The organism is Streptomyces sp. NPDC087845 (assembly GCF_044742755.1).
GTDB lineage: Bacteria > Actinomycetota > Actinomycetes > Streptomycetales > Streptomycetaceae > Streptomyces.
Genome location: NZ_JBIUVC010000006.1, coordinates 375955 through 395565 on the forward strand (window position 1 = coordinate 375955; position 19611 = coordinate 395565).

General features: G+C 69.9%; 15 protein-coding genes and 3 pseudogenes. 9 read left to right on the forward strand and 9 right to left on the reverse strand.

Annotation, left to right across the window (positions count from 1 at the left end; translation table 11 throughout):
* The first annotated feature begins 97 nt into the window (after nucleotides 1-97).
* Together ACIOMQ_RS18465 and ACIOMQ_RS18470 are read left to right on the forward strand one after the other, a co-directional pair.
* The gene (locus ACIOMQ_RS18465) at nucleotides 98-1531 is read left to right on the forward strand and encodes an NADP-dependent succinic semialdehyde dehydrogenase (RefSeq protein ID WP_402189517.1); all 1434 of its coding nucleotides are present in this window, start codon (nucleotides 98-100) and stop codon (nucleotides 1529-1531) included.
* A gap of 13 nt (nucleotides 1532-1544) precedes the next feature.
* Nucleotides 1545-3932, forward strand: a complete 2388-nt coding sequence (locus ACIOMQ_RS18470; protein ID WP_402189520.1) for a phosphoketolase — start codon at nucleotides 1545-1547, stop codon at nucleotides 3930-3932.
* Nucleotides 3933-4074: 142 nt separating this feature from the next.
* On the opposite strand, the gene ACIOMQ_RS18475 is transcribed toward ACIOMQ_RS18470, so the two are convergent.
* Both ACIOMQ_RS18475 and ACIOMQ_RS18480 read right to left on the reverse strand, forming a co-directional pair.
* Nucleotides 4075-4398: a plasmid stabilization protein gene (locus ACIOMQ_RS18475; RefSeq protein ID WP_362199024.1), complete on the reverse strand. Its 324-nt coding sequence runs from the start codon at nucleotides 4396-4398 to the stop codon at nucleotides 4075-4077.
* A gap of 147 nt (nucleotides 4399-4545) precedes the next feature.
* Nucleotides 4546-5661 (reverse strand): chemotaxis protein, encoded by a 1116-nt coding sequence (locus ACIOMQ_RS18480; RefSeq protein WP_401756504.1) that lies wholly within the window; start codon nucleotides 5659-5661, stop codon nucleotides 4546-4548.
* A gap of 190 nt (nucleotides 5662-5851) precedes the next feature.
* Between ACIOMQ_RS18480 and ACIOMQ_RS18485 the strand changes: the two genes are divergently transcribed.
* Both ACIOMQ_RS18485 and glsA read left to right on the forward strand, forming a co-directional pair.
* Complete coding sequence (locus ACIOMQ_RS18485; protein WP_362198710.1) at nucleotides 5852-6418, forward strand: hypothetical protein; 567 nt, start codon at nucleotides 5852-5854, stop codon at nucleotides 6416-6418.
* 12 nt (nucleotides 6419-6430) lie between these two features.
* Nucleotides 6431-7780, forward strand: a complete 1350-nt coding sequence (glsA, locus tag ACIOMQ_RS18490) for a glutaminase A (protein ID WP_401987942.1) — start codon at nucleotides 6431-6433, stop codon at nucleotides 7778-7780.
* Between the two features lie 34 nt (nucleotides 7781-7814).
* On the opposite strand, the gene ACIOMQ_RS18495 is transcribed toward glsA, so the two are convergent.
* Nucleotides 7815-8654 (reverse strand): endonuclease, encoded by an 840-nt coding sequence (locus ACIOMQ_RS18495; protein ID WP_362198716.1) that lies wholly within the window; start codon nucleotides 8652-8654, stop codon nucleotides 7815-7817.
* A gap of 252 nt (nucleotides 8655-8906) precedes the next feature.
* Here ACIOMQ_RS18495 and ACIOMQ_RS18500 point away from each other — a divergent pair, with 252 nt between their 5' ends.
* The 3 genes from ACIOMQ_RS18500 (at nucleotide 8907) to ACIOMQ_RS18510 (ending at nucleotide 11671) form a co-directional block, all read left to right on the forward strand.
* A complete protein-coding gene (locus ACIOMQ_RS18500) occupies nucleotides 8907-9128 on the forward strand; it encodes a hypothetical protein (protein WP_362198718.1) in 222 nt (73 codons plus the stop codon).
* 106 nt (nucleotides 9129-9234) lie between these two features.
* Nucleotides 9235-10392 carry a methyltransferase gene (locus tag ACIOMQ_RS18505; protein WP_401268542.1) on the forward strand — a complete coding sequence of 386 codons (1158 nt, stop codon included), beginning with the start codon at nucleotides 9235-9237 and terminating at the stop codon, nucleotides 10390-10392.
* A 100-nt stretch (nucleotides 10393-10492) separates the two neighbouring features.
* The gene (locus ACIOMQ_RS18510; RefSeq protein ID WP_402189524.1) at nucleotides 10493-11671 is read left to right on the forward strand and encodes an acyl-CoA dehydrogenase family protein; all 1179 of its coding nucleotides are present in this window, start codon (nucleotides 10493-10495) and stop codon (nucleotides 11669-11671) included.
* A 54-nt stretch (nucleotides 11672-11725) separates the two neighbouring features.
* On the opposite strand, the pseudogene ACIOMQ_RS18515 reads toward ACIOMQ_RS18510, so the two are convergent.
* The 6 genes and pseudogenes from ACIOMQ_RS18515 to ACIOMQ_RS18540 form a co-directional block, all read right to left on the reverse strand.
* A pseudogene (locus ACIOMQ_RS18515) lies at nucleotides 11726-12161 on the reverse strand (AraC family transcriptional regulator); the annotation flags it as partial.
* 132 nt (nucleotides 12162-12293) lie between these two features.
* On the reverse strand, nucleotides 12294-13520 hold the full coding sequence (locus ACIOMQ_RS18520) for an MFS transporter (RefSeq protein WP_402189527.1): 1227 nt from the start codon (nucleotides 13518-13520) through the stop codon (nucleotides 12294-12296).
* 96 nt (nucleotides 13521-13616) lie between these two features.
* A complete protein-coding gene (locus ACIOMQ_RS18525) occupies nucleotides 13617-14690 on the reverse strand; it encodes a hypothetical protein (protein WP_401756497.1) in 1074 nt (357 codons plus the stop codon).
* Between the two features lie 135 nt (nucleotides 14691-14825).
* Nucleotides 14826-16013 carry a cupin domain-containing protein gene (locus tag ACIOMQ_RS18530; RefSeq protein ID WP_401756495.1) on the reverse strand — a complete coding sequence of 396 codons (1188 nt, stop codon included), beginning with the start codon at nucleotides 16011-16013 and terminating at the stop codon, nucleotides 14826-14828.
* Between the two features lie 83 nt (nucleotides 16014-16096).
* The gene (locus tag ACIOMQ_RS18535) at nucleotides 16097-16237 is read right to left on the reverse strand and encodes a hypothetical protein (protein ID WP_362198735.1); all 141 of its coding nucleotides are present in this window, start codon (nucleotides 16235-16237) and stop codon (nucleotides 16097-16099) included.
* Nucleotides 16238-16392: 155 nt separating this feature from the next.
* Nucleotides 16393-16614: pseudogene (locus tag ACIOMQ_RS18540) on the reverse strand (IS5/IS1182 family transposase); the annotation flags it as partial.
* A gap of 437 nt (nucleotides 16615-17051) precedes the next feature.
* Here ACIOMQ_RS18540 and ACIOMQ_RS18545 point away from each other — a divergent pair.
* A pseudogene (locus ACIOMQ_RS18545) lies at nucleotides 17052-17291 on the forward strand (DUF2236 domain-containing protein); the annotation flags it as partial.
* A gap of 27 nt (nucleotides 17292-17318) precedes the next feature.
* Nucleotides 17319-19565, forward strand: a complete 2247-nt coding sequence (locus tag ACIOMQ_RS18550; RefSeq protein ID WP_401269314.1) for a tetratricopeptide repeat protein — start codon at nucleotides 17319-17321, stop codon at nucleotides 19563-19565.
* The last annotated feature ends 46 nt before the right edge of the window (nucleotides 19566-19611 follow it).

Sequence of the window (19611 nt, forward strand, 5' to 3'; positions counted from 1 at the left end):
GGTCCGCGCCGGGAGGGTGTCCGTCAGGCGGGGCCCGCGTTGCGGTACGGCGCACGGCGCGGCACGGTCGAAGTACCGAGGCAAGGAGAGCACAGTCATGCCCATCGCGACGGTCAACCCCGCGAACGGCGAGACCCTGAGAACGTTCGACGCGTTCGGAGAGGCGGAGATCGAGCAGAGGCTCGACGCCGCCGACACCGCGTTCCGGCAGTACCGCACCACCGGGTTCGACGAACGGGCCCGTCTGCTCGACACCGCCGCCGGCCTCCTCGAAGAGGACCAGCACGACATCGCGCGCACCATGACCACCGAGATGGGCAAACCTGTCACGGCGGCCCGCGCGGAGGCCGCCAAGTGCGTGAAGGCGATGCGCTGGTACGCGGCCCACGCCGAGGAACTCCTCGCCGACGAGCACCCGTCGGCGGCCGATGTGCGGGACTCCGGCGCGTCGCGGGCCTACGTCCACTACCGCCCGCTGGGCGCCGTCCTCGCCGTGATGCCGTGGAACTTCCCGCTCTGGCAGGTCGTACGGTTCGCCGCCCCCGCGCTGATGGCCGGGAACGTCGGCCTGCTCAAGCACGCCTCCAATGTCCCGCAGACGGCCATGTACCTGGAGGGCCTGTTCCGCCGGGCCGGATACCCGGCGGGCTGCTTCCAGACCCTGCTGGTCGGAGCCGGGGCGGTCGAGTCGGTCCTGCGCGACCGCCGGGTCGCCGCCGCCACCCTCACCGGCAGCGAACCGGCCGGGCGCTCGGTCGCGTCGATCGCCGGCGACGAGGTGAAGCACACCGTCATGGAACTGGGCGGCAGCGACCCGTTCCTCGTCCTGCCGTCGGCGGACGTTGCCAGGGCCGCCCGTACGGCCGTGACCGCCCGGGTGCAGAACAACGGCCAGTCCTGCATCGCCGCCAAACGGTTCATCGTGCACACGGAGGTGTACGACGAGTTCGCCGAGCGGTTCACCGTGGGCATGCGCGACCTCACGGTCGGCGACCCGCTCCAGGAGTCCACCGACGTCGGGCCCCTCTCCAGCGAACAGGGCCGCACGGACCTGGAGGAGCTGGTGGACGACGCGGTACGGCAGGGCGCGACCGTGCTGTGCGGCGGAGGCCGCCCCGACGGCCTGAGACCGGAGCTGGAGCGGGGCTGGTTCTACGCCCCGACCGTCCTCACCGGGATCACCCCCGCCATGCGCATCCACCGCGAGGAGACCTTCGGTCCCGTCGCCACGCTCTACCGCGTCGACGGACTCGACGAAGCCGTGGAACTCGCCAACGACAGCCCCTTCGGCCTCAGCTCCAACGTATGGACCCGTGACGCCGACGAGGCCCGCCGCTGTGTACGCGATCTGGAGGCGGGCGGCGTCTTCTTCAACGGTATGACGGCGTCCCATCCCGCGCTGCCCTTCGGCGGCGTGAAGCGCTCCGGCTACGGACGCGAACTCGCCGGCCACGGCATCCGCGAATTCTGCAACGCGACGACGGTCTGGTACGGCCCCGAGCCCGTCGGCGCCACGTCCCAGGAGCCCTGAAAGGCAGGCACGGATGAGTCACGCCGCCCACCCGGCAGCGACACCCGGCCCCTCCGACGAGGAGATCGCCGCGCTCGACGCGCACTGGCGGGCCGCCAACTACCTGACCGTCGGCCAGATCTACCTCATGGCCAATCCGCTCCTGACCCAGCCGCTCGCCCCGGAGCACATCAAGCCGCGCCTGCTCGGCCACTGGGGCACCTCACCCGGACTGAACCTGGTCCACACCCATCTCAACCGCGTCATCAAGTCCCGCTCCGTCCAGGGCCTGTGCGTCTGGGGCCCCGGTCACGGCGGACCCGCCGTCCTCGCCAACTCCTGGCTGGAGGGCAGCTATTCGGAGACGTACCCCGACGTCAGCCGGGACGCCCGGGGGATGGAACTGCTGTTCAGGCAGTTCTCCTTCCCCGGCGGGGTGCCCAGCCATGTGGCACCGGAGACCCCCGGCTCCATCCACGAGGGCGGCGAACTCGGCTACGCCCTCACCCACGCCTACGGTGCCGCCCTCGACCACCCGGACCTGCTCGTCACCTGTGTCATCGGGGACGGCGAGGCCGAGACCGGACCGCTCGCCGCGTCCTGGCACTCCAACAAGTTCCTCGACCCGGTGCACGACGGGGCCGTCCTCCCGATCCTCCACCTCAACGGCTACAAGATCGCCAACCCGACGGTGCTCGCCCGCCTGCCGGAGACGGAACTCGACGCCCTGCTGCGCGGCTACGGACACGACCCCCTGTACGTCGGCGGCGACGACCCCCTCACCGTCCACCGGGCGATGGCCGCCGCGATGGACCGGGCCGTCGACCGGATCCGGGAACTCCAGGCCGCCGCCCGCACCGGCGGTACCACCGAGCGCCCGCACTGGCCGATGATCGTGCTGCGCACCCCCAAGGGCTGGACCGGCCCGGCCGAGGTCGACGGCGTGCCCGTCGAAGGCACCTGGCGCGCCCACCAGGTGCCGCTGCCCGGCGTCCGGGAGAACCCGGAGCACCTGCGGCAGCTGGAGGCGTGGATGCGCTCCTACCGGCCGGAGGAACTCTTCGACACGGCGGGGCGCCCCACCGCCCAGGTGCTCGACTGCGTGCCCGGGGGGACCGACCGGCTCGGCGCGACCCCGTACGCCAACGGCGGCCTGTTCCTGCGCGACCTGCCCATCCCGCCGCTGGACGACCACGCCGTCGCGGTCGACAAGCCCGGCACCGTGCTGCACGAACCGACCCGGGTCCTCGGTGGACTGCTGGAGGCCGTCATGGCCGCCACCGCCGAGCGCCGCGACTTCCGGGTCATGGGCCCCGACGAAACCACGTCGAACCGGCTCGACGCGCTCTACGAGTCCACCGGCAAGGCATGGCAGGAGCGGATCCTGCCGACCGACGAGCACCTCTCCCGTGACGGACGCGTCATGGAGGTGCTCTCGGAGCATCTGTGCCAGGGCTGGCTGGAGGGATACCTCCTCACGGGCCGGCACGGTCTCTTCTCCTGCTACGAGGCGTTCGCCCACATCGTCGACTCGATGGTCAACCAGCACATCAAATGGCTCAGGACATCCCGTCGGCTGGCCTGGCGCCGTCCCATCGCCTCGCTCAACTACCTGCTCACCTCGCACGTCTGGCGCCAGGACCACAACGGCTTCTCCCACCAGGACCCCGGCTTCGTCGACCACGTCCTCAACAAGAGCCCCGAAGTCGTACGGGTCTATCTGCCGCCGGACACCAACACCCTGCTCTCCGTCGCCGACCACGCGCTCCGCAGCCGCGACTACGTCAATGTGATCGTGGCCGGCAAGCAGCCGGGCTTCGACTGGCTCACCATGGACCAGGCCCGCACGCACTGCGCCCGCGGAGCCGGCGTCTGGGAGTGGGCCGGCACGGAGGACGGCGGCCGTGAACCCGACGTGGTACTCGCCTGCGCCGGTGACGTACCCACGCTGGAGACCGTCGCGGCAGCCGATCTGCTGCGCAGGCATCTGCCGGAACTGGCCGTGCGGGTGGTCAACGTGGTCGACATGGCGAGACTGCTGACCCGTGAGGAGCACCCGCACGGAATGCCGGACTCCGAGTACGACGCGCTGTTCACCAGCAACGCCCCGGTGATCTTCGCCTACCACGGCTACCCGTGGCTGATCCACCGGCTGACCTACCGGCGGGCCGGCCACGCCCAGTTGCACGTGCGGGGCTACAAGGAGGAGGGCACCACCACCACGCCCTTCGACATGGTGGTCCGCAACGACCTGGACCGCTACCGGCTGGTCATGGACGTCATCGACCGGGTGCCCGGCCTGGGCGTCCGTGCCGTCGCGGTACGCCAGGCGATGGCGGATGTCCGCACCCGCCACCACGACTGGATCCGTGAACACGGCACGGACCTTGACGAGGTGGCCGACTGGACCTGGAGCGGCTGAATCCGGGGCGGCGGCCAACGCCGGGGCGGCGGAGAACAGCTGGGCTGCCGCCGGTACCGCCCGGTGCCGGCGACGGCCGTCCGGGGTGGTGCGATGTCCGCCCTGTTCCGGCGTCGCGGGCTCAGGGGCCCGCGTCGCGGGCTCAGCGGCCGAGCGCCCGCTCCAGCTCGGCCTTCGTCATGTGTGAACGTCCGTGGACGTTCTTCTTCTTCGCCTCTTCGTAGAGCTGTTCGCGAGTCGGCCCCCCGGCCCCGCTGTGGGAGCGCAGCCCGCCGCGGCGGGCGGACGACATGTCCTCGATGGACGTACGGCTCGCGGTCTTCGACTCACCGGCGCGGGCGCGTGCCTTGTTGACCGTACGGGCCGCGATCTCCTCGGCCCGGTCCTCGCCGACCCCGCGTTCCTGAGCGCTTTCCTTGATGTGTTCGTACTGCCGTTCCCGTCTGGCATTGGATCCGCGTGGCATGGGCATGGTGCTGTCACTCCCTTCCCAGGGACCTGCCCCGGGACTCGGCCCGGGGCCCGATCGGGCGTCCTCTCCAGTGTCCCAGCGGCCCCGGGGACCCGCACGCCTGCCGCGTGCCCGGGGCGGCGCGCGGCGTCCCGGGCACGCTCAGTAGCGCAGGGCCGCCGCGATCCGTCCGTGCTCCGCGAGCGAGTCGTCGGCGAGGAAGACCACGTCGGCTCCGTTGTCCAGGGCCGCTTCGACGAGCTCGTCGACGATGTCCTCACGGACCGTGCCGTCCGTCAGGTCCGCGGCTTCACCGCTCACCGGTTCGAGGTGCTCGTCCGTCACCCGTACCGTCTCCTGGAAGTTCTCCTCCACCGCCACCAGCCCGGCGCGTCCCTCCCGTACGGCGGCCCAGACCTCGTCGAGACCACCGGCGAAGGCACGCCGGCCGCGCGCCTCGTCCAGCTTGCCGTCGATCTCCGCGGCGATCCGCCGCCGCCGGTCGTCGAGCGCGGGCCGGAGATCCTTGAGCAGGTCGCCCGGCGTCGTGCCGGCCGGTGCCCCCTTGGTGATCCGGCCCACCGCCGACCCGGCGCTCTCCCCGACCTCGCCGAGAAGGGCGAGCGCGGGAGCGAGGCCGACCAGATACAGCGGGCGCGGGTCCGCGGCCAGTACCGCGCGCAGCTTCTCGTCGACGGTGCGCAGGAAGTTGCGCGTCTCCTCGTCGGTGAAGGTGCTCGGGGTGTCGCCGATCTGCTCCTCGCGCTGCGGGTCGGGCGCCTCCTGCGGCGCCGCCAGCGGGAACCCGTCGGTCCGCTCCTCGTTCAGGACGTCCTGCGTGCCGCTCCACAGGGCGGCGTGCCCGGCCGACACGGTGAGCGCCCAGAACGGCTGGGCCTGGGCCTTCGCGGCGACCAGGTTGCGGGTCAGATACGTGTCGCTGAGCACCACCCGTTCGGGCGCGGTGCGGGGAAGCTGCCAGATCTGGTGCTCGTCGGCGGTGACGAGGAGGATCAGGGCGTCCAGGGCCCGGCGCGGGTCCACCTCGGTGACCGCCCGTTCGAGCTGCTCCTTCAGGGCGTTCCCGGCCTCGCGGGTGACGGCGGGGTCCGCTTCCAGCCGGCTGACGGCCTCGGCCACCAGGTTGCGCAGCCGTACGGCGTCCTGGGCGTTGTCCGGGGCGCGGCGGTGCGTCGGCATGGTCAGGGACAGGGCCGGATAGGGCTTGACCGCCCGCAGTTCCCTCAACAGGCCGGCGGTCAGGGCGTCCGTGTCCATCGATCACTCCAGCGGCTGGTATCCGCTCCTGAGCGAAGCGGGCGAATTCAACGAGTTAATTCATACCGTTTGATCCTAATATGGGCGAGTTGTTGGTTAGTGGTCCTGGCAGGGGTGCGGCGGCTCCTCGTTTCGCCTCCTGTCTCCCTTGCGCCCTTCCGATACGTCCTTCCGAGCAGACGGAGCGTCCGTGAAACCGACCAGTCCCTCGCGTCACGCCTTCGGCGGCCGCGCAGCCCGCAACCCGGCCCTCGCCGCGCTCGCCGCGGTGATCGTCGCCGCAACCGCCGCCTGCGGCGGATCCGGCACCACTTCGCCGGGCACGGCCAGGAGTACCCGTACGGTGTCCCCGGAACCGGCCATGACGCGGTCCCCGAGCTCCACCCCGCGTACCCAGCAGGAGTTCGCCGCCTCGGCCGCGGCCGCCGCCGAACGCGACCGGCAGCGGGCCGTCAAGCAGCTCGAAGGTGTCCAGGGCCGCGGCAACGCGGTCAAGGACGTCTCGGTGACGGGGCTGGCGGTCGTGAAGTCCGAGCAGTTCCGCAGTGCCCTCGTGCGGGTCACCAACCGTACGGACAAGTCCGCCTTCTACGCCGTGAAGGTGGAGTTCGCCGACTCCGCCGGGAAGGTGCTCGACTCCGTGGTGCTCGGCTTCACGGACGTCCCGCCCGGCCGGACCGTCAGCCAGCACGCCAACAGCCGCAAGGCGGCCGGAGTCAAGACGTTCCCCCGGATCGCCCAGGCCGAGCGCGGCTGACGGCCGGTTCCGGTGGGCGCCGCCGAAGCCGTCACCGATGCCCTGCGCGAACTGCACAGGCGGTTCGCCGGGCTGCGGGACGGTCAACTGGCCGACTACATCCCACCGTTGGCGCTGGCCGATCCGGGTGCGTTCGGACTGGCGCTGATCAGCATGGACGGCCACCGCTACAGCACCGGCGACGCCGACGCGCTGTTCACCCTGCAGTCCGTGTCGAAGCCGTTCGTCTACGCCCTTGCCCTGTCCGTGCTCGGGCTCGACGAGGTGGGCCGCTGGGTGAACGCCGAGCCCAGCGGCGAGGCGTTCAACGCCATCAGCCTCGAACCGGTCACGGGGCGGCCCGACAACGCCATGGTCAACGCGGGCGCCATCGTCACCACCGCGCTGATCCCGGACACCCCGGACGCCCCCCGGTTCGGCCGCATCCTCGACTGCCTGAGCCGCTTCGCCGGACGGCGGCTGGACGTCGACGAGCGGGTGTACGCCTCCGAGGCCCTCACCGGCGACCGCAACCGTGCCCTCGCCTATCTGATCCGCAGCGCCGGCCCGCTCCCCGTCGACCCGGTGGCCGCAGTGGAGACCTACTTCAGGCAGTGCGCGGTACGGGTCACCACACTGGACCTCGCCGCGATGGCCGCGACCCTCGCGCACGGCGGCGTCAATCCGCTCACCGGCGACGCGGTGGTCCCCGAGCCGGTCGCCGCCCAGGTGCTGGCCGTGATGGCGACCTGCGGCATGTACGACACCTCGGGCGACTGGCTGCTACGGGTCGGGCTGCCGGCGAAGAGCGGAGTGTCGGGCGGGCTGATCGCCGCCGGCCCCGCCAGGTTCGGTCTGGCGGCGTACAGCCCGCTGCTGGACCCGACCGGCACCTCCGTACGCGGGCGCGCCGCGCTCGGCGCCCTGTCGGAACGGCTCGGTCTGCATCTGATGCACAATCCGGCGCTGGCCGGTTCCACCGTCACCCTGGTCGCCACCGCCGACGAGCCGTCCGCAGCCCCGGCGGTGTCCCGTGGGAGCGCCGGGCGCGAACGGGTCGCCGCCGTCGCCGCCCAGGGCGCCCTCGACTTCACGGCGGCCGAGCGGGTGCTGTACGCGCTGGACGAGGCGCGACCGCGGGAGACCGGGGCCGTGGTGCTGGACCTGCGGCGGGTCACCGCAGTCGACACGGTGGCCCGTGCGATGCTGCGCAGCGGACTCGGCCGGCTCGCGGAGGACGGTGTGCGCACCGCCGTGGCCGACCCGGCGGACCGCCTCGCCCTGCTCCCGGGCACGGCGGAGCAGGGCGGACACCCGGCGGTCCGGCCGTTCGCCTCCCGTGAGGAGGCCGCGGCCTGGTGCGTGAGCGGCCCGGCCGGCTGAACCGGGGGAGGGACCCGCTCGTGGCCGGGCCCGTCTACCAGATGGACTCGACCCACTCCGGGTGGTCGATGAACGGGTTCCGGTTGTGCTGGTACTGATCGAATATGACGTCGTTGCGCCGCTTCTCGAAGGTGTCCGGCGGGTCTTCCTGGCTCCATGCCTTCAGTACCGAGAGGCGGCCGATGTTCGGAGCGGAACCGTTGGACACCTTGTCGTTGGGTTCGAGGTCGGGGAAGGCGTCGTCGCCCTCGTAGCGCACCGCCATGTAGAGGATCATGCGGGCCACGTCGCCCTTGACCGCGTCGCGCGGTTCGAAGGAGTCGCTGTCGGTGAAGTTGCCCGGGGCTCCGCTGACCGCGCTGCCACCGTTGTCGAAGTCCTTGTTGCCGCGGACGGAGTTGACGGTGACGTCCTCCGGGCGCAGGTGGTGGATGTCGGTGCCGGGACCGGTGGCGGTGCCGAAGTCTCCGTGGGACTTGGCCCAGACGTGCTCGCGGTTCCACTGGCCGACCGCGCCGCCGCTGTCGCTCTTGGGCTCGGAGCGTCCGGAGTAGAGGAGGATCACGTTCGAGGGGTTGGCGGGGTCCTCGTCCGTGTCCTTGAGGGCGTTCCAGACCTGGCTGTAGGAGATCTTGGTCTGGTTGCTGATGATCGTGTGCAGCGCGCTCTTGAGCGCGGTTCCGGACTTGCCGAGTGCGTCCTCGTAGTACGTGTCGTCGAGGACGCCGAGCGGCGTCGTGGCGATCGGCGCAGCCGCGGGGGCGGTGGCCCGGGGGGTGGCGGCCGGTGCGGCGGCCGCGGTGCCGGCGAGTATCGCGAACGCGGCGAGGGTCGCCAGCAGGGGGCGCCGGCAGGGCAGGTGACGACGGGACATGTGGGGTGTCCTCTCCGAAAAAAGCGGGCACCACGAAACCGTCACATGGTGGGGGGCGGCGCCGCGGTGGTCGTGTGGTATGTGGTCAGCGGGAGCCTTCCACACGCACCGTGACCCTGGTGTGAACGCTGCGTACCTATCATGTGCAGGTCAAGTGAGGGCGCTCCTGCGAGGCCGGGAGGGGGTCGTGAAGGCAACGGATGCGGCGGGCCCGGCGCGGGGCGAGAATGACCGAAAGGACGAGGAGGCGGCATGAGTGACGAGCCCGAATCCGTATCCGCAGCCCCGGTGGTCACTCCCGCACTGCGGGGCGTGACTCCCGACAGCCTCTTGCACACCGGCGGGAGCGACAATCCGTCGGCAGAGGACCTGGTGCTCGCCTCCGGGCGGGACCTGACCCCGAAGAATCTTCAGTGGGCGGAGCGAAGGCTCGCCCGGGAGGGCCGGTCGGCGATCGACAAGACGCTGCCGTAGTCCGTCGTAATCCGTAATCCGTAGTCCGTAGGTCCGCAGCCCGGCGGCCCGGGTGGTGCGGGGAGTGTGTGGGCACTCCCCGCGGCTCGGCTAGCCTGGGTGGACAATGAACCGTTTGACGACGTCAGGGGCCGGGTGCGACCTCGCCCGCTTCCCCGAGGATCCGCGCGACCCGTTCCGCGCGTGGGACGCTGCCGATGAGTACCTGCTGCGGCGGCTGGAGGGGACCGACGAGGCGGAGCCGGTCGACCTGTCGGGCGCCGTGGTCGTGGTGGGCGACCGCTGGGGTGCCTTGAGTACGGTGCTGGCCGGGCACCGCCCCGTACAGATCACCGACTCCTACCTGGCGCAGCGCGCCACCCTGGCGAACCTGGAGCGCAACGGTGCGGCCGCGGACGCCGTGCGCCTCCTGTCGGCCAGGGACACACCGCCGGACCGGATCGACGTCCTGCTGGTACGTGTCCCCAAGAGCCTCGCGCTCCTGGAGGACCAGCTGCACCGGCTCGCGCCGGCCGTCCACGCGGGCACCGTCGTCATCGGCACCGGCATGGTCAAGGAGATCCACACCTCCACTCTCAAGCTCTTCGAGCGGATCATCGGCCCGACCCGTACCTCGCTCGCGGTCAAGAAGGCCCGGCTCATCTTCTGCACCCCGGACCCGGCGCTGCCCCGTACGCCCAGCCCCTGGCCGTACCGCTACGAGCTGCCCGAGGACGTCGGTCCGGTCTCCGGCCGGACCGTCACCAACCACGCCGGGATCTTCTGTGCCGAGCGCCTCGACATCGGCACCCGCTTCTTCCTCGGCCATCTCCCCGAGCGCAGCGGCCCGGACCGGGTCGTCGACCTCGGCTGCGGAAACGGTGTGGTCGGACTCTCCGCCGCGCTCGCCAACCCCGAAGCGACGGTCACCTTCATCGACGAGTCCTACCAGGCGGTCGCCTCTGCCGAGGAGACCTTCCGGGCCAACACGGGCCCGGACGCCACGGCCGAGTTCGTGGTCGGCGACGGGCTGACACGGCTGGCGCCCGCCAGCGTGGACCTGGTCCTCAACAACCCGCCGTTCCATTCCCACCAGGCCACCACCGACGCGACGGCCCGTGCGATGTTCCACGGCGCGCGCGCCGCACTGCGGCCGGGCGGTGAGCTGTGGGTCGTCGGAAACCGGCACCTCGGCTACCACACACAGCTGCGCCGGACCTTCGGCAACTGCACCACGGTCGCGGGTGACCCGAAGTTCGTCGTCCTGCGCGCCGTCAAGCGCTGACACCACCGGGGCGCCGCGGCCCTTCCGGATTCTTGCAACACGTTCTACTGTGTGCGCCGCCGCACACGGGCGACGCGACCGCGAGACTCCTGGAGGGGCCGTGCACCTCGAATACACGCCTGAACAGCAGCAGTTGCGCGCCGAGCTGCGTACGTACTTCGCCGGACTGGTCCCCGACAACGCCTACGCGCGCTACGCGGCCCCGGCCGCGCAGAAGACCTTCTACCGGGAGACGATCCGGCGCCTGGGCACCGACGGGTGGCTGGGTGTCGGCTGGCCGACGCAGTACGGCGGACGTGGCCTGTCGCCGATGGAGCAGTTCATCTTCTTCGACGAGGCCGCCCAGGCGGGTGTGCCGCTGCCGCTGATGGCCCTCAACACCGTCGGCCCGACGATCATGCAGTTCGGCACCGACGAACAGAAGGCCTGCTTCCTGCCGAAGATTCTCGCCGGTGAGATCGACTTCGCGATCGGCTACAGCGAACCCGACGCGGGGACGGACCTCGCCGCGCTCAAGACCCGTGCCGTCCGCGACGGCGACGCGTACCTCGTCAACGGGCAGAAGATCTGGACCACCAACGGCGATACCGCGGACTGGGTCTGGCTCGCCGTCCGCACCGACCCGGACGCGCCCCCGCACAAAGGCATCACCATGCTGCTCGTCCCCACGAGCGACCCCGGCTACTCCTGCACCGTCATCAACACCCTCGCCTCCCACGACACCACCGCCAGCTGCTACGAGAACGTCCGCGTCCCGGTCTCCCACCGCGTCGGCGACGAGAACAAGGGCTGGCGGCTGATCACCAATCAGCTCAACCACGAACGCGTCACCCTCGCCGCCCACGGCACCATGGCCGTCCGCGCCCTCCACAACGTCCAGCGCTGGGCGGCGGACACCCGGCTCGCCGACGGCCGCCGCGTCATCGACCTCGGCTGGGTGCGCGCCCTCCTCGCCCGCACCCACACCAGGCTCGATGCCATGAAGCTCCTCAACTGGCAGATGGTGTCCGCGGTCCAGAACGCGACCCTCACCCCGCAGGACGCCTCCGCCGTCAAGGTCTACGGCTCCGAGGCGCGCCGCGACGCCTACGCCTGGCTGATGGAGGTCGTCGGCTCGGCCGGACCGCTCAAGGAAGGGTCGGCGGGCGCCGTGCTCCACGGCGAACTCGAACGCGGATACCGGTCCGCCGTCATCTTCACCTTCGGCGGCGGCAACAACGAGATCCAACGGGAGATCATCTCGTGGATCGGCCTGGGAATGCCGCGCGTACGGCGCTGAGCGCAGTGTGACGAGGATTCTTGGCCTCGTGTTTTCACGAGTGAGGCTGTCCGATTGTGCCTGGAAGCGGCGATGCAGCGTCGCCGGACCGACCGCCGCACGCGCCGCGAGGTCAGGCACCGTGCGCCGTGAGTCCAGCCGTTTCCGGGCCTCGGGCCAGGACAGGTGTCGGGGACTCGTCCGGCAGGTCGGGCATGGGGTGCTCCACGAACTGCCGCTGCCCGCCGTCCCGGTGCGCCGCGAAGACCAGTCGCCGGCTCTCAGAGTTGGCGATCTCCGCGCCATGGTTGCGGCGGACCACATGCAGTCCGAGGGCGAGCACGGCCGCGCTCCCCTCGGCGGTGAGGATGCCATCGTCGCCCACGAACAGCACGTCTGATTCGAGGCGGACAGAAGGGAAGCGGGCCCGGAAGGAATCCGCGCACTGCCAGTGCGCGGTGGCCCGGCGCCCGTCGAGGACTCCGGACTCCGCCAGGGTGAAGGCGTCGCTGCTCCGACAACTTCGGTCGCACTTCTTTCGACCTGGCGGCCGACGAAGTCCCGGGCCGAGGCGTACTCCGCTCCTGATGCCGCCGATATCGCAAATGTCGCTGATATCGAAGATGTCTCAACGATGGAGACCTCAGCCGACGGGGACGGATCCTTTCGTCGCCGGAAGCGTCCGGGTGCGCAGTGCCCACCGGGTGAGCGGCCGGGTGGCTAGGCCGCAGAGCGCGAGGACGACACCTAGCACCACCCAGCCGGGCCTGCCCCATTGGAGGCAGAGAGCGGTGAGCACGATCGGTGACGCTGCGCGTACCACGCCATCGGCCAGGTTGAAGGCTCCCTGGTACTGGCCTTGGGCGTGTTCCGGGGCCAGCACGAAGCTGATTTCGAATGCCCCTGCGGCCAGGCCGAGTTCACCCGATGACAGCAGGAGCACGCCGACGAGCAGCAGGGCCGCGGCAATGGGGGCGGAAACCCCTGCGGCGAGCGCGAGCACAATACAGCCGGCGAGGGACAGAAACCCTGCTCCACGAAGAGCGGTGGAAGCGGGCAACGGGCCCCTCACCCACCGGGTTGCCTTGACCTGGAACAGCACGACCACTGCCGTATTCATCACAAGTAGTGTGGAAAGCCACCATCGGGGCGCCGCGGTGTGCGACACCAGCCAGAGCGGCAGGACCAGGGACACCACGTCGTACTGGAACGCGATGACCCCGCACAGCAGCGCCAGGGCGAGGTACGGTCCGTCTCGCATGGCCTCCATGCGCCGCGCGCCCGGCGGGCGTGGCACCGGCTCCACGGACGGGATCTTGAGCAGCAGTCCTGCCGCTGCGAGGAAGCTCAGTCCGTTCGCCAGGATCAGCAGGGTGTAGCCCGCCGTCGAGTCGAGCTGGAGCGCGACGCCGGCCGCAGCTGCGCCGATGCCCATCCCGAGGTTGGTCACCGCTCGGAGATGGCTGCGGACGCGGGTACGTTCGCCGGGCTCGCTGATCCGTGCGATCAGGGCGCCGCCGACCGCCTGGGCACCGCGTTGGCCGATGGCGGCGACGGTGACCAGCACGAGGAAGACGGCGAAGGAGTGTGTCATCGGGAACAGGAACATCGCCGTCGCCTGGACACCTTGGGTGGCGACGTACAGTCCCCGGGGCCCGACGCGATCGGCCACAGCACCGAGGGGGAGGCCCGACAGGATGCCGGCGACCGTCGCGATGGCGAGGCCGGTGCCCACGCCCGACACACTCAGCCCGACGACGCGGGTGAAGAACAGCATGCTTCCGGCAAGATAGAGCCCGCTGCCGACGGTGGTGACGAAACTGGCGATCGTCAGGAAACGTACCGGGCCACGAAATACATCGGTCGTCATATGCGCCTCCGGGGGGCGCCGCTGCTCTCCTGGTGGCACGCGTCGCTTTCCTTCGAATCGGGTTCGGATGCCTGCTTTTCCGGGACTGGTTCCAGGTCAGTAACGGCGACCCAGTTGCTCGCGCATGGCCGACAGGCACTCGGCCCGGTAGGCCTCCAGTCCCGGTGCCGCCGCCCGCTTCCTGCGGTTGATCTCGCCGGTGTTCACCCAGGTGACGATCAGGTCCGCCAGGGATGGAATGCCGCCGTACCGCGCCGTCATGCCTTCGGTATGACCGCTCAGCGGATAGAAGGCGGGCATGAGCGAGGGAAGGCCGAACCGGACCATGTCGTTGATGTTGCCCGTGACACAGGTCTGGCCGCGCGTCTCGATGATGCCGTTACGCGTGAGGTGCTCGGAGACCGGAAGAATGAGGAAGTCAGCCTCTGCCAGGGTCCGGTCGAACTCCTCCTGAGGGACGTAACCCGGGTGATCTCGCAGTTCGACCGAGGGAGCGACAGCCTTCCTCGCGGCTTCCACGGCAGCATTGGTGTCCTCAGTGGAGTGCTCTCCCAGAAAATCGACTCGCAGCCGCTTCGTCAGCCGAGGGGAGGCGATTTCCAGTGCGGACAGAACCTCGGCGTGGTCCCTGCCGGAATACACTCTCCCCGGAATACAGCACCGCACCTCGTCCCTCACGAACTCCGTAGGCGGATGCTGCGGGTAGGCGATGTTGATGGCGCGGCTTCGCAGAGGATCGCCGGTCCTCCTGAGCCGGAGATCCGGGAGAAGGACACCCGCCGCGCCGTCGAGAACGAGCTTCGCGATGGCAGCGCTCGGCCGGTTGCCGTCTGACGAGGTGAACGTGTTGAGGTTGTGCACCAGGCAGTGCCAGGCGGGTGTCATCACGCTCGCATCGGAGAGCAGGCCGCACAAGGAATCGACCGGGGTGATGATGAACAGGTGATCCTGCGAGGCGATCGAGGACGTGTACTTCTCCAGGAATTCCGCGTACGGCAGATCCCGGGGACACACCTTCCACTCGACTTCCGCGGATTCGGCGGCCTCCGAGGATTCGGCACAGAACGAATTGGTGTAGACGGTAGGGCTCGCCCCGACATCGACGGCTTGCCGTATGAGACTGTCGAGGACCTCGCTGTGTGCGCTGAGCTCGATCAGGCCGATCTTCATCGAATTATCTCCGTCAGTGATGAGCGCCCTGCGGGGTCTGCACTTTCGAGAGGAACTGACCCCGTGGTACAGGCCCGTCGGACATGGACCGCCTGCCCGTCATGCCGCAGGCCGGGCCGGGATTCCTGGCGGTGCTCACGCCGGCGGAGGACTCTCCTCCAGAAGGATTCCTTCCTCGACCAGCAGCCGTAGCAGTGGAGCGATGTCTTCGGCCAGGTCGAATTCGGGGGCCCAGCCACCGGCTTCCGCAAGGGTGAACGACGTGCGGCGGAAGAGATTGTCGATGAGCTCTGCGGGAGCGCCGTCGAGCGTGATCTTTTTCGTGCCGAACTGGATACGGTGCTGTTCGGCCTCGGCATCGTAATCAACCTTGACAGGGTTGAATTGTGCTTGCCGTAGACGTGTGTCGCCGTTCGTGGAGAGGGGATGGAACCCGGACTGGCTCGGGAGGCTGATCTCCCGGTGACGGCTGTCCTGGGTTGTCAGATGATGGGCGAGGTACGCCTTCACCAACTGCTCGTCGTCGGCCCGCGCGGCGAGCCTGCCCATCAGTCCGCGGACGTGGTCGGCGAGCTGGGCCGTATCACCTCCGACGACTGGCGGGAGATTGCGCCGCCACTCCTCCTCGTCCATCAGCTCGTCCGCAAGCCACTTCAGCCAGTAGACGCCGGTGCGGCACGTCACTCCCAGCGTCAGGTGCAAAGAGGGTTCGTCACCGGCCACCGCGTAGTGCCAGTGGCCCCGTGGAATGTAGAGCACGTCCCCCGGGCGGAGTTCGGTCTCGATGTACGGGGGCCCCTTGGGTTCGCCTGTGTCGGCGGAGACGTTGCTGTATTTGTCGAGCGGGTATTTGTACGTCTCCTCGGAGACGACCCAGCGCTTCGTCCCCTCGATCTGCAGGATGAAGACCTCATGGTCGTCGTGGTGTTGGTCGAACCCCTGCTGCTCAGGCCAGGAGCAGTACATGTTGACCTGGCTCCGGTGGCCGGTCGCACGCTCGATCCCCGTTGCCAGTTCGGCGATAGCGGGCAGCCGCGCCTGCAACTGGTTGATGATGAGGGTGTAGCCGTCCTGGCAGTGCTTGATCCACTCTTCGGGAGTCTCGGGCTTGTCGAAGATCTTTCTGCCTATTGCCGCCAGGCGGATTTCTTCGCCGAACCGGAGACGATGGAAATTGAGAAGGTGGTTGAGCTGATCCCATGAGAAGAGCGGACGGAAACGGTCCCGGTCCTGCCCGCGTAAGACGACGCCCCGAATTGTCCAGTTCTCGCGAAGAAATTGATCGAGAGGCATTGGGTCAAGCAGGGATTCGAGATCGAACACGCCATTCCTTACAGGTTTAAGGGGAGTGCCCGGTGGCTCCAGGAGCCACCGGGCGGGTCAGGACAGTGCCTTGCCCCCTGTCCTTACACGTCCTTCTGGTCGACTTCGAGGTTCGGCACGCTCTTGACCTGGGCCGTCTTCACCGTCTCCACGGAGAATCCGATCCTCTTCGGCCGGCGGGCCGAGTGGGATTCGCTCTTGGGTGCTGCGGGAACCTTGGCCATCGATGACTCCTCGACTAGGGAACTTGCCCTTTCATTCCTACTACCTGTTGCCCATAACTGCGGGAAAACGTGTGAAAGATCATTGAGCGATGTATTGAGTCATAGTTGCCGGAGTACTTGCCAAACGTTGGCGACTGTGCGCTGTGAGGGGCGGGTCACTGATCGTTTCGGGACGCGGTGGGCAGCCGCCGCAAGCAGATGATGGTGCAGGCGAGTTCGAGGAGTCCCTGGTGGAGATCGGTGCGTATCTCGTAGCGGATGCACTGACGTGTGAACTGGTGAAGCCAGGTCAAGGTGTGCTCGACGACCCAGCGGGACTTGCCCGGGCCGGAGCCGTGCGGGGCGCTGCGGCGGGCGATCTTCTCCCAGATCTCTCTCAAACGATCAGCGAGACGCAGGAAGGGCCTGATCCTCAGTGAGGATCAGGCCCTTGACCTGGACTTACTCTGTCGTGGTGGCGGAATTTGAACCCGCGGCCTCTTCGTCCCGAATGAAGTGAGTCGGAGGCCGGCCGCCTGGCGGCTACGCTCAGGTTTGTCTTGTCCTGGCCTCGAACATTCGTGAGTTCCTGTCAGCTTGCTGACGGGGACGTTGTGTCTGTGTAGTGGGGTCTTTGCGGGGCCAGCGCGGGCTGGTGGCCCGGTTTTCGGGTCGGGTGGGTGCCGGGTTCCGCTGCGCCGGTGCGGTGGTGCGGGTTGTCGGGGCATTCGAAGTTGTTGGTCAGCCGGGGTTCGGGAGGGTATGGAGCCTGTCGATCGCGTGGGTGATGACGTCGGTCCAGGGCCATCGGGCGGTGAAGCGGAGCCAGTGGCGGCTGCCCCCGTACGCCCATGAGCTCTACGGCAGACCCGTGGGGCCCGTGCACACCGTCGACCGCCGGCTGCGTACCGCCGGAACCGCTCTGCGCTGCATTACCTCCCGGCTCCGCCGGCAGCTCCCGCCCGGTCACATTCTGAACGCGAGGACCCGGCTCGGCCCCGGCAGCCGCCCCGCCCCGTACAAACTGCGCAGTCGGGCCGCCATACTGGACGGGCCGGGGAGGGCACAGAAATAGGCGGACCGACGGGGGCGACAGCAGGCGATGGCGGACACCAGGCTGATCCAGAGCCGGTACCGACTGCTCGATCTGATCGGGCGTGGAGGCATGGGCGAGGTGTGGCGCGCCCGCGACGAGTCGCTCGGCCGCCATGTGGCCGTCAAATGCCTCAAGCCGATGGGCCCCCAGCACGACCAGTCCTTCACCCGCGTCCTGCGCGAGCGCTTCCGCCGCGAGGCCCGTGTCGCCGCCGCGCTCCAGCACCGCGGCGTCACCGTCGTCCATGACTTCGGCGAGCACGAGGGCGTCCTCTACCTGGTGATGGAGCTCCTCGACGGCCGCAACCTCAGCCAGCTCCTGGAGGACAACGAACAGCATCCGCTGCCGGTGCCCGACATCGTCGACATCGCCGAACAGGTCGCCGACGCCCTCGGCTACACCCACCAGCAGGGCATCGTCCACCGCGACCTCAAGCCCGCCAACATCATGCGGCTGACCGACGGCACGGTGAAGATCTGCGACTTCGGCATCGCCAGACTCGGCCACGACATCGGCTTCACCTCCCGCCTCACCGGCACGGGCATCGCCATGGGCACCCCGCACTACATGTCGCCCGAGCAGATCAGCGGCGGCCAGGTCGACCACCGCAGCGACCTCTACTCGCTGGGCTGCGTCCTGTACGAGATCGCCACCGGAGCACCGCCGTTCGACCTCGACGACGCCTGGGCCGTCCTCGTCGGGCACCGGGACACCCAGCCCGAGCCGTTGCGTACGCACCGGGCCGAGCTTCCCGGATTCTTCGACCGCGTCGTCCTGGAACTGCTGGCCAAGGCCCCTGAGGAGCGGCCCGTCGACGCGGGCGACCTGCGGCAGCGGATCGCCGTCGGCCGCACCGGTGAGCAGCCGCAGCTCCGGCCCTCGGAGCAGGTACGGCTCGCGCCGCCCGTTCCCGTCGTGCGGCCGGAGCAGCAGCTGCCGGCCTGGACCCGCGGCATGACCACCGGACACAAGGCGGCCGGCGACCGCCTCGGGCTCGCCCCGCCCGACCACTCCGCGGGCCTCACCGGCGAATGGACCACCGGCACCGACATGCGGCACCTCACCGGAGAGCTGCCGCCGCCCAGGGCCGAGCGGCCGACCCCGTCGCCGGAACTGCTCTCGGTCCTTGCCAGCCGGCACAGCGCGGGCCTCAACCTGGGCCGGCTCGGCCACTGGGAGGAAGCGGGCGAGGTGCACCGCGCGGTCGCCGCCGAGCGCGAACACGCCCTCGGCCCCGACCACCCCGACACCCTGTCCAGCCGGTACGAGGTCGGCTTCACCCTCAGCCGCACCGGGCGGGCCTCCGACGCGCTGCGGGAGTTCGACCGCGTCGCCCGGGGCCGGGAACGCACCCTGGGCCCCGACGACCCGGAGACCCTCGCCGCCCGCCAGGAGATGGCGTACGTCCTGGGCCAGCTGGGCCGGCACTTCGAGGCCCATCAGGTGTACGCGGCGGTCCTCGCCTCCCGCGAGCGGTCCATGGGCCCCGACCACCCCGACACCCTGCGCTGCCGCCACAACCTCGCCTTCAACCTCAGCCGGCTCGGCCGTCTGGAGGACTCCTGCCGGATGGCCAGGGAGGTGGTGTCGGCCCGTACCCGCCTGCTGGGCGCCGACCACCCCGACACCCTGGTCACGCTCTACGAAGTGGCGTACACGCTCGGCCGGCTGGGGCGCTGGACGGAGGCCCTGCAGACCTACCGGGAGGTCGCCCGCGCCCGCGCCCGGACACTCGGCGCCGACCATCCCGACACGCTGTCCGCCCGCTACGAGGTCGGCATCAGCCTCGGCCGCCTGGGCCACAGCGCGGAGGCCCTGGAGCTGTACCGCGCCCTCGTCGCCGACCGGACCAGGGTGGGTGGCCCCGCCGACCCCGAGACGCTCCGCGCCCGCCACGGCCTCGGCGTCAACCTGGGCCGCCTGGGCCGTTGGGAGGAGGCACTCGCCGAGGCGCGCGACGTGTGCGCGGTCCGTGTCCGGGTCCTCGGCCCCGACCACCCGGACACCCTCGTCAGCCGCCGCGAGATCGCCGTCGGCCTGGGCTGGCTCGGCCGCTGGGCCGACGCCCTCACCGTCTACCGCCAGGTCGCCGACGCCCGCGAGCGCGTCCTGGGCGCCGGCCATCCCGAGAGCCTCGCCGCCCGCAACGACGAGGCGCACTGCCTGGAGCAGCTCGGCCGGGGACCGGAGGCCGTCGAGCTGTACCGCCGGGTCGCGGCGCTGCGGCGCGGGCAGGACGTCCTGCCGAGCTGACCGGGCACCACGGGCTCTGGTCAGGAAGGAACGTCCCGTGCTACGA

Excerpts from the sequence above, each read along its gene's own strand:
- ACIOMQ_RS18535 (WP_362198735.1), bottom strand. The coding sequence starts at position 16,237 with ATGGCCAAGGTTCCCGCAGCACCCAAGAGCGAATCCCACTCGGCCCGC.
- ACIOMQ_RS18525 (WP_401756497.1), bottom strand. The coding sequence starts at position 14,690 with ATGAAGATCGGCCTGATCGAGCTCAGCGCACACAGCGAGGTCCTCGAC.
- ACIOMQ_RS18470 (WP_402189520.1), top strand. The coding sequence starts at position 1,545 with ATGAGTCACGCCGCCCACCCGGCAGCGACACCCGGCCCCTCCGACGAG.
- ACIOMQ_RS18505 (WP_401268542.1), top strand. The coding sequence starts at position 9,235 with ATGAACCGTTTGACGACGTCAGGGGCCGGGTGCGACCTCGCCCGCTTC.
- ACIOMQ_RS18495 (WP_362198716.1), bottom strand. The coding sequence starts at position 8,654 with ATGTCCCGTCGTCACCTGCCCTGCCGGCGCCCCCTGCTGGCGACCCTC.
- ACIOMQ_RS18550 (WP_401269314.1), top strand. The coding sequence starts at position 17,319 with ATGGCGGACACCAGGCTGATCCAGAGCCGGTACCGACTGCTCGATCTG.
- ACIOMQ_RS18475 (WP_362199024.1), bottom strand. The coding sequence starts at position 4,398 with ATGCCACGCGGATCCAATGCCAGACGGGAACGGCAGTACGAACACATC.
- ACIOMQ_RS18500 (WP_362198718.1), top strand. The coding sequence starts at position 8,907 with ATGAGTGACGAGCCCGAATCCGTATCCGCAGCCCCGGTGGTCACTCCC.
- ACIOMQ_RS18520 (WP_402189527.1), bottom strand. The coding sequence starts at position 13,520 with ATGACGACCGATGTATTTCGTGGCCCGGTACGTTTCCTGACGATCGCC.
- ACIOMQ_RS18480 (WP_401756504.1), bottom strand. The coding sequence starts at position 5,661 with ATGGACACGGACGCCCTGACCGCCGGCCTGTTGAGGGAACTGCGGGCG.
- ACIOMQ_RS18465 (WP_402189517.1), top strand. The coding sequence starts at position 98 with ATGCCCATCGCGACGGTCAACCCCGCGAACGGCGAGACCCTGAGAACG.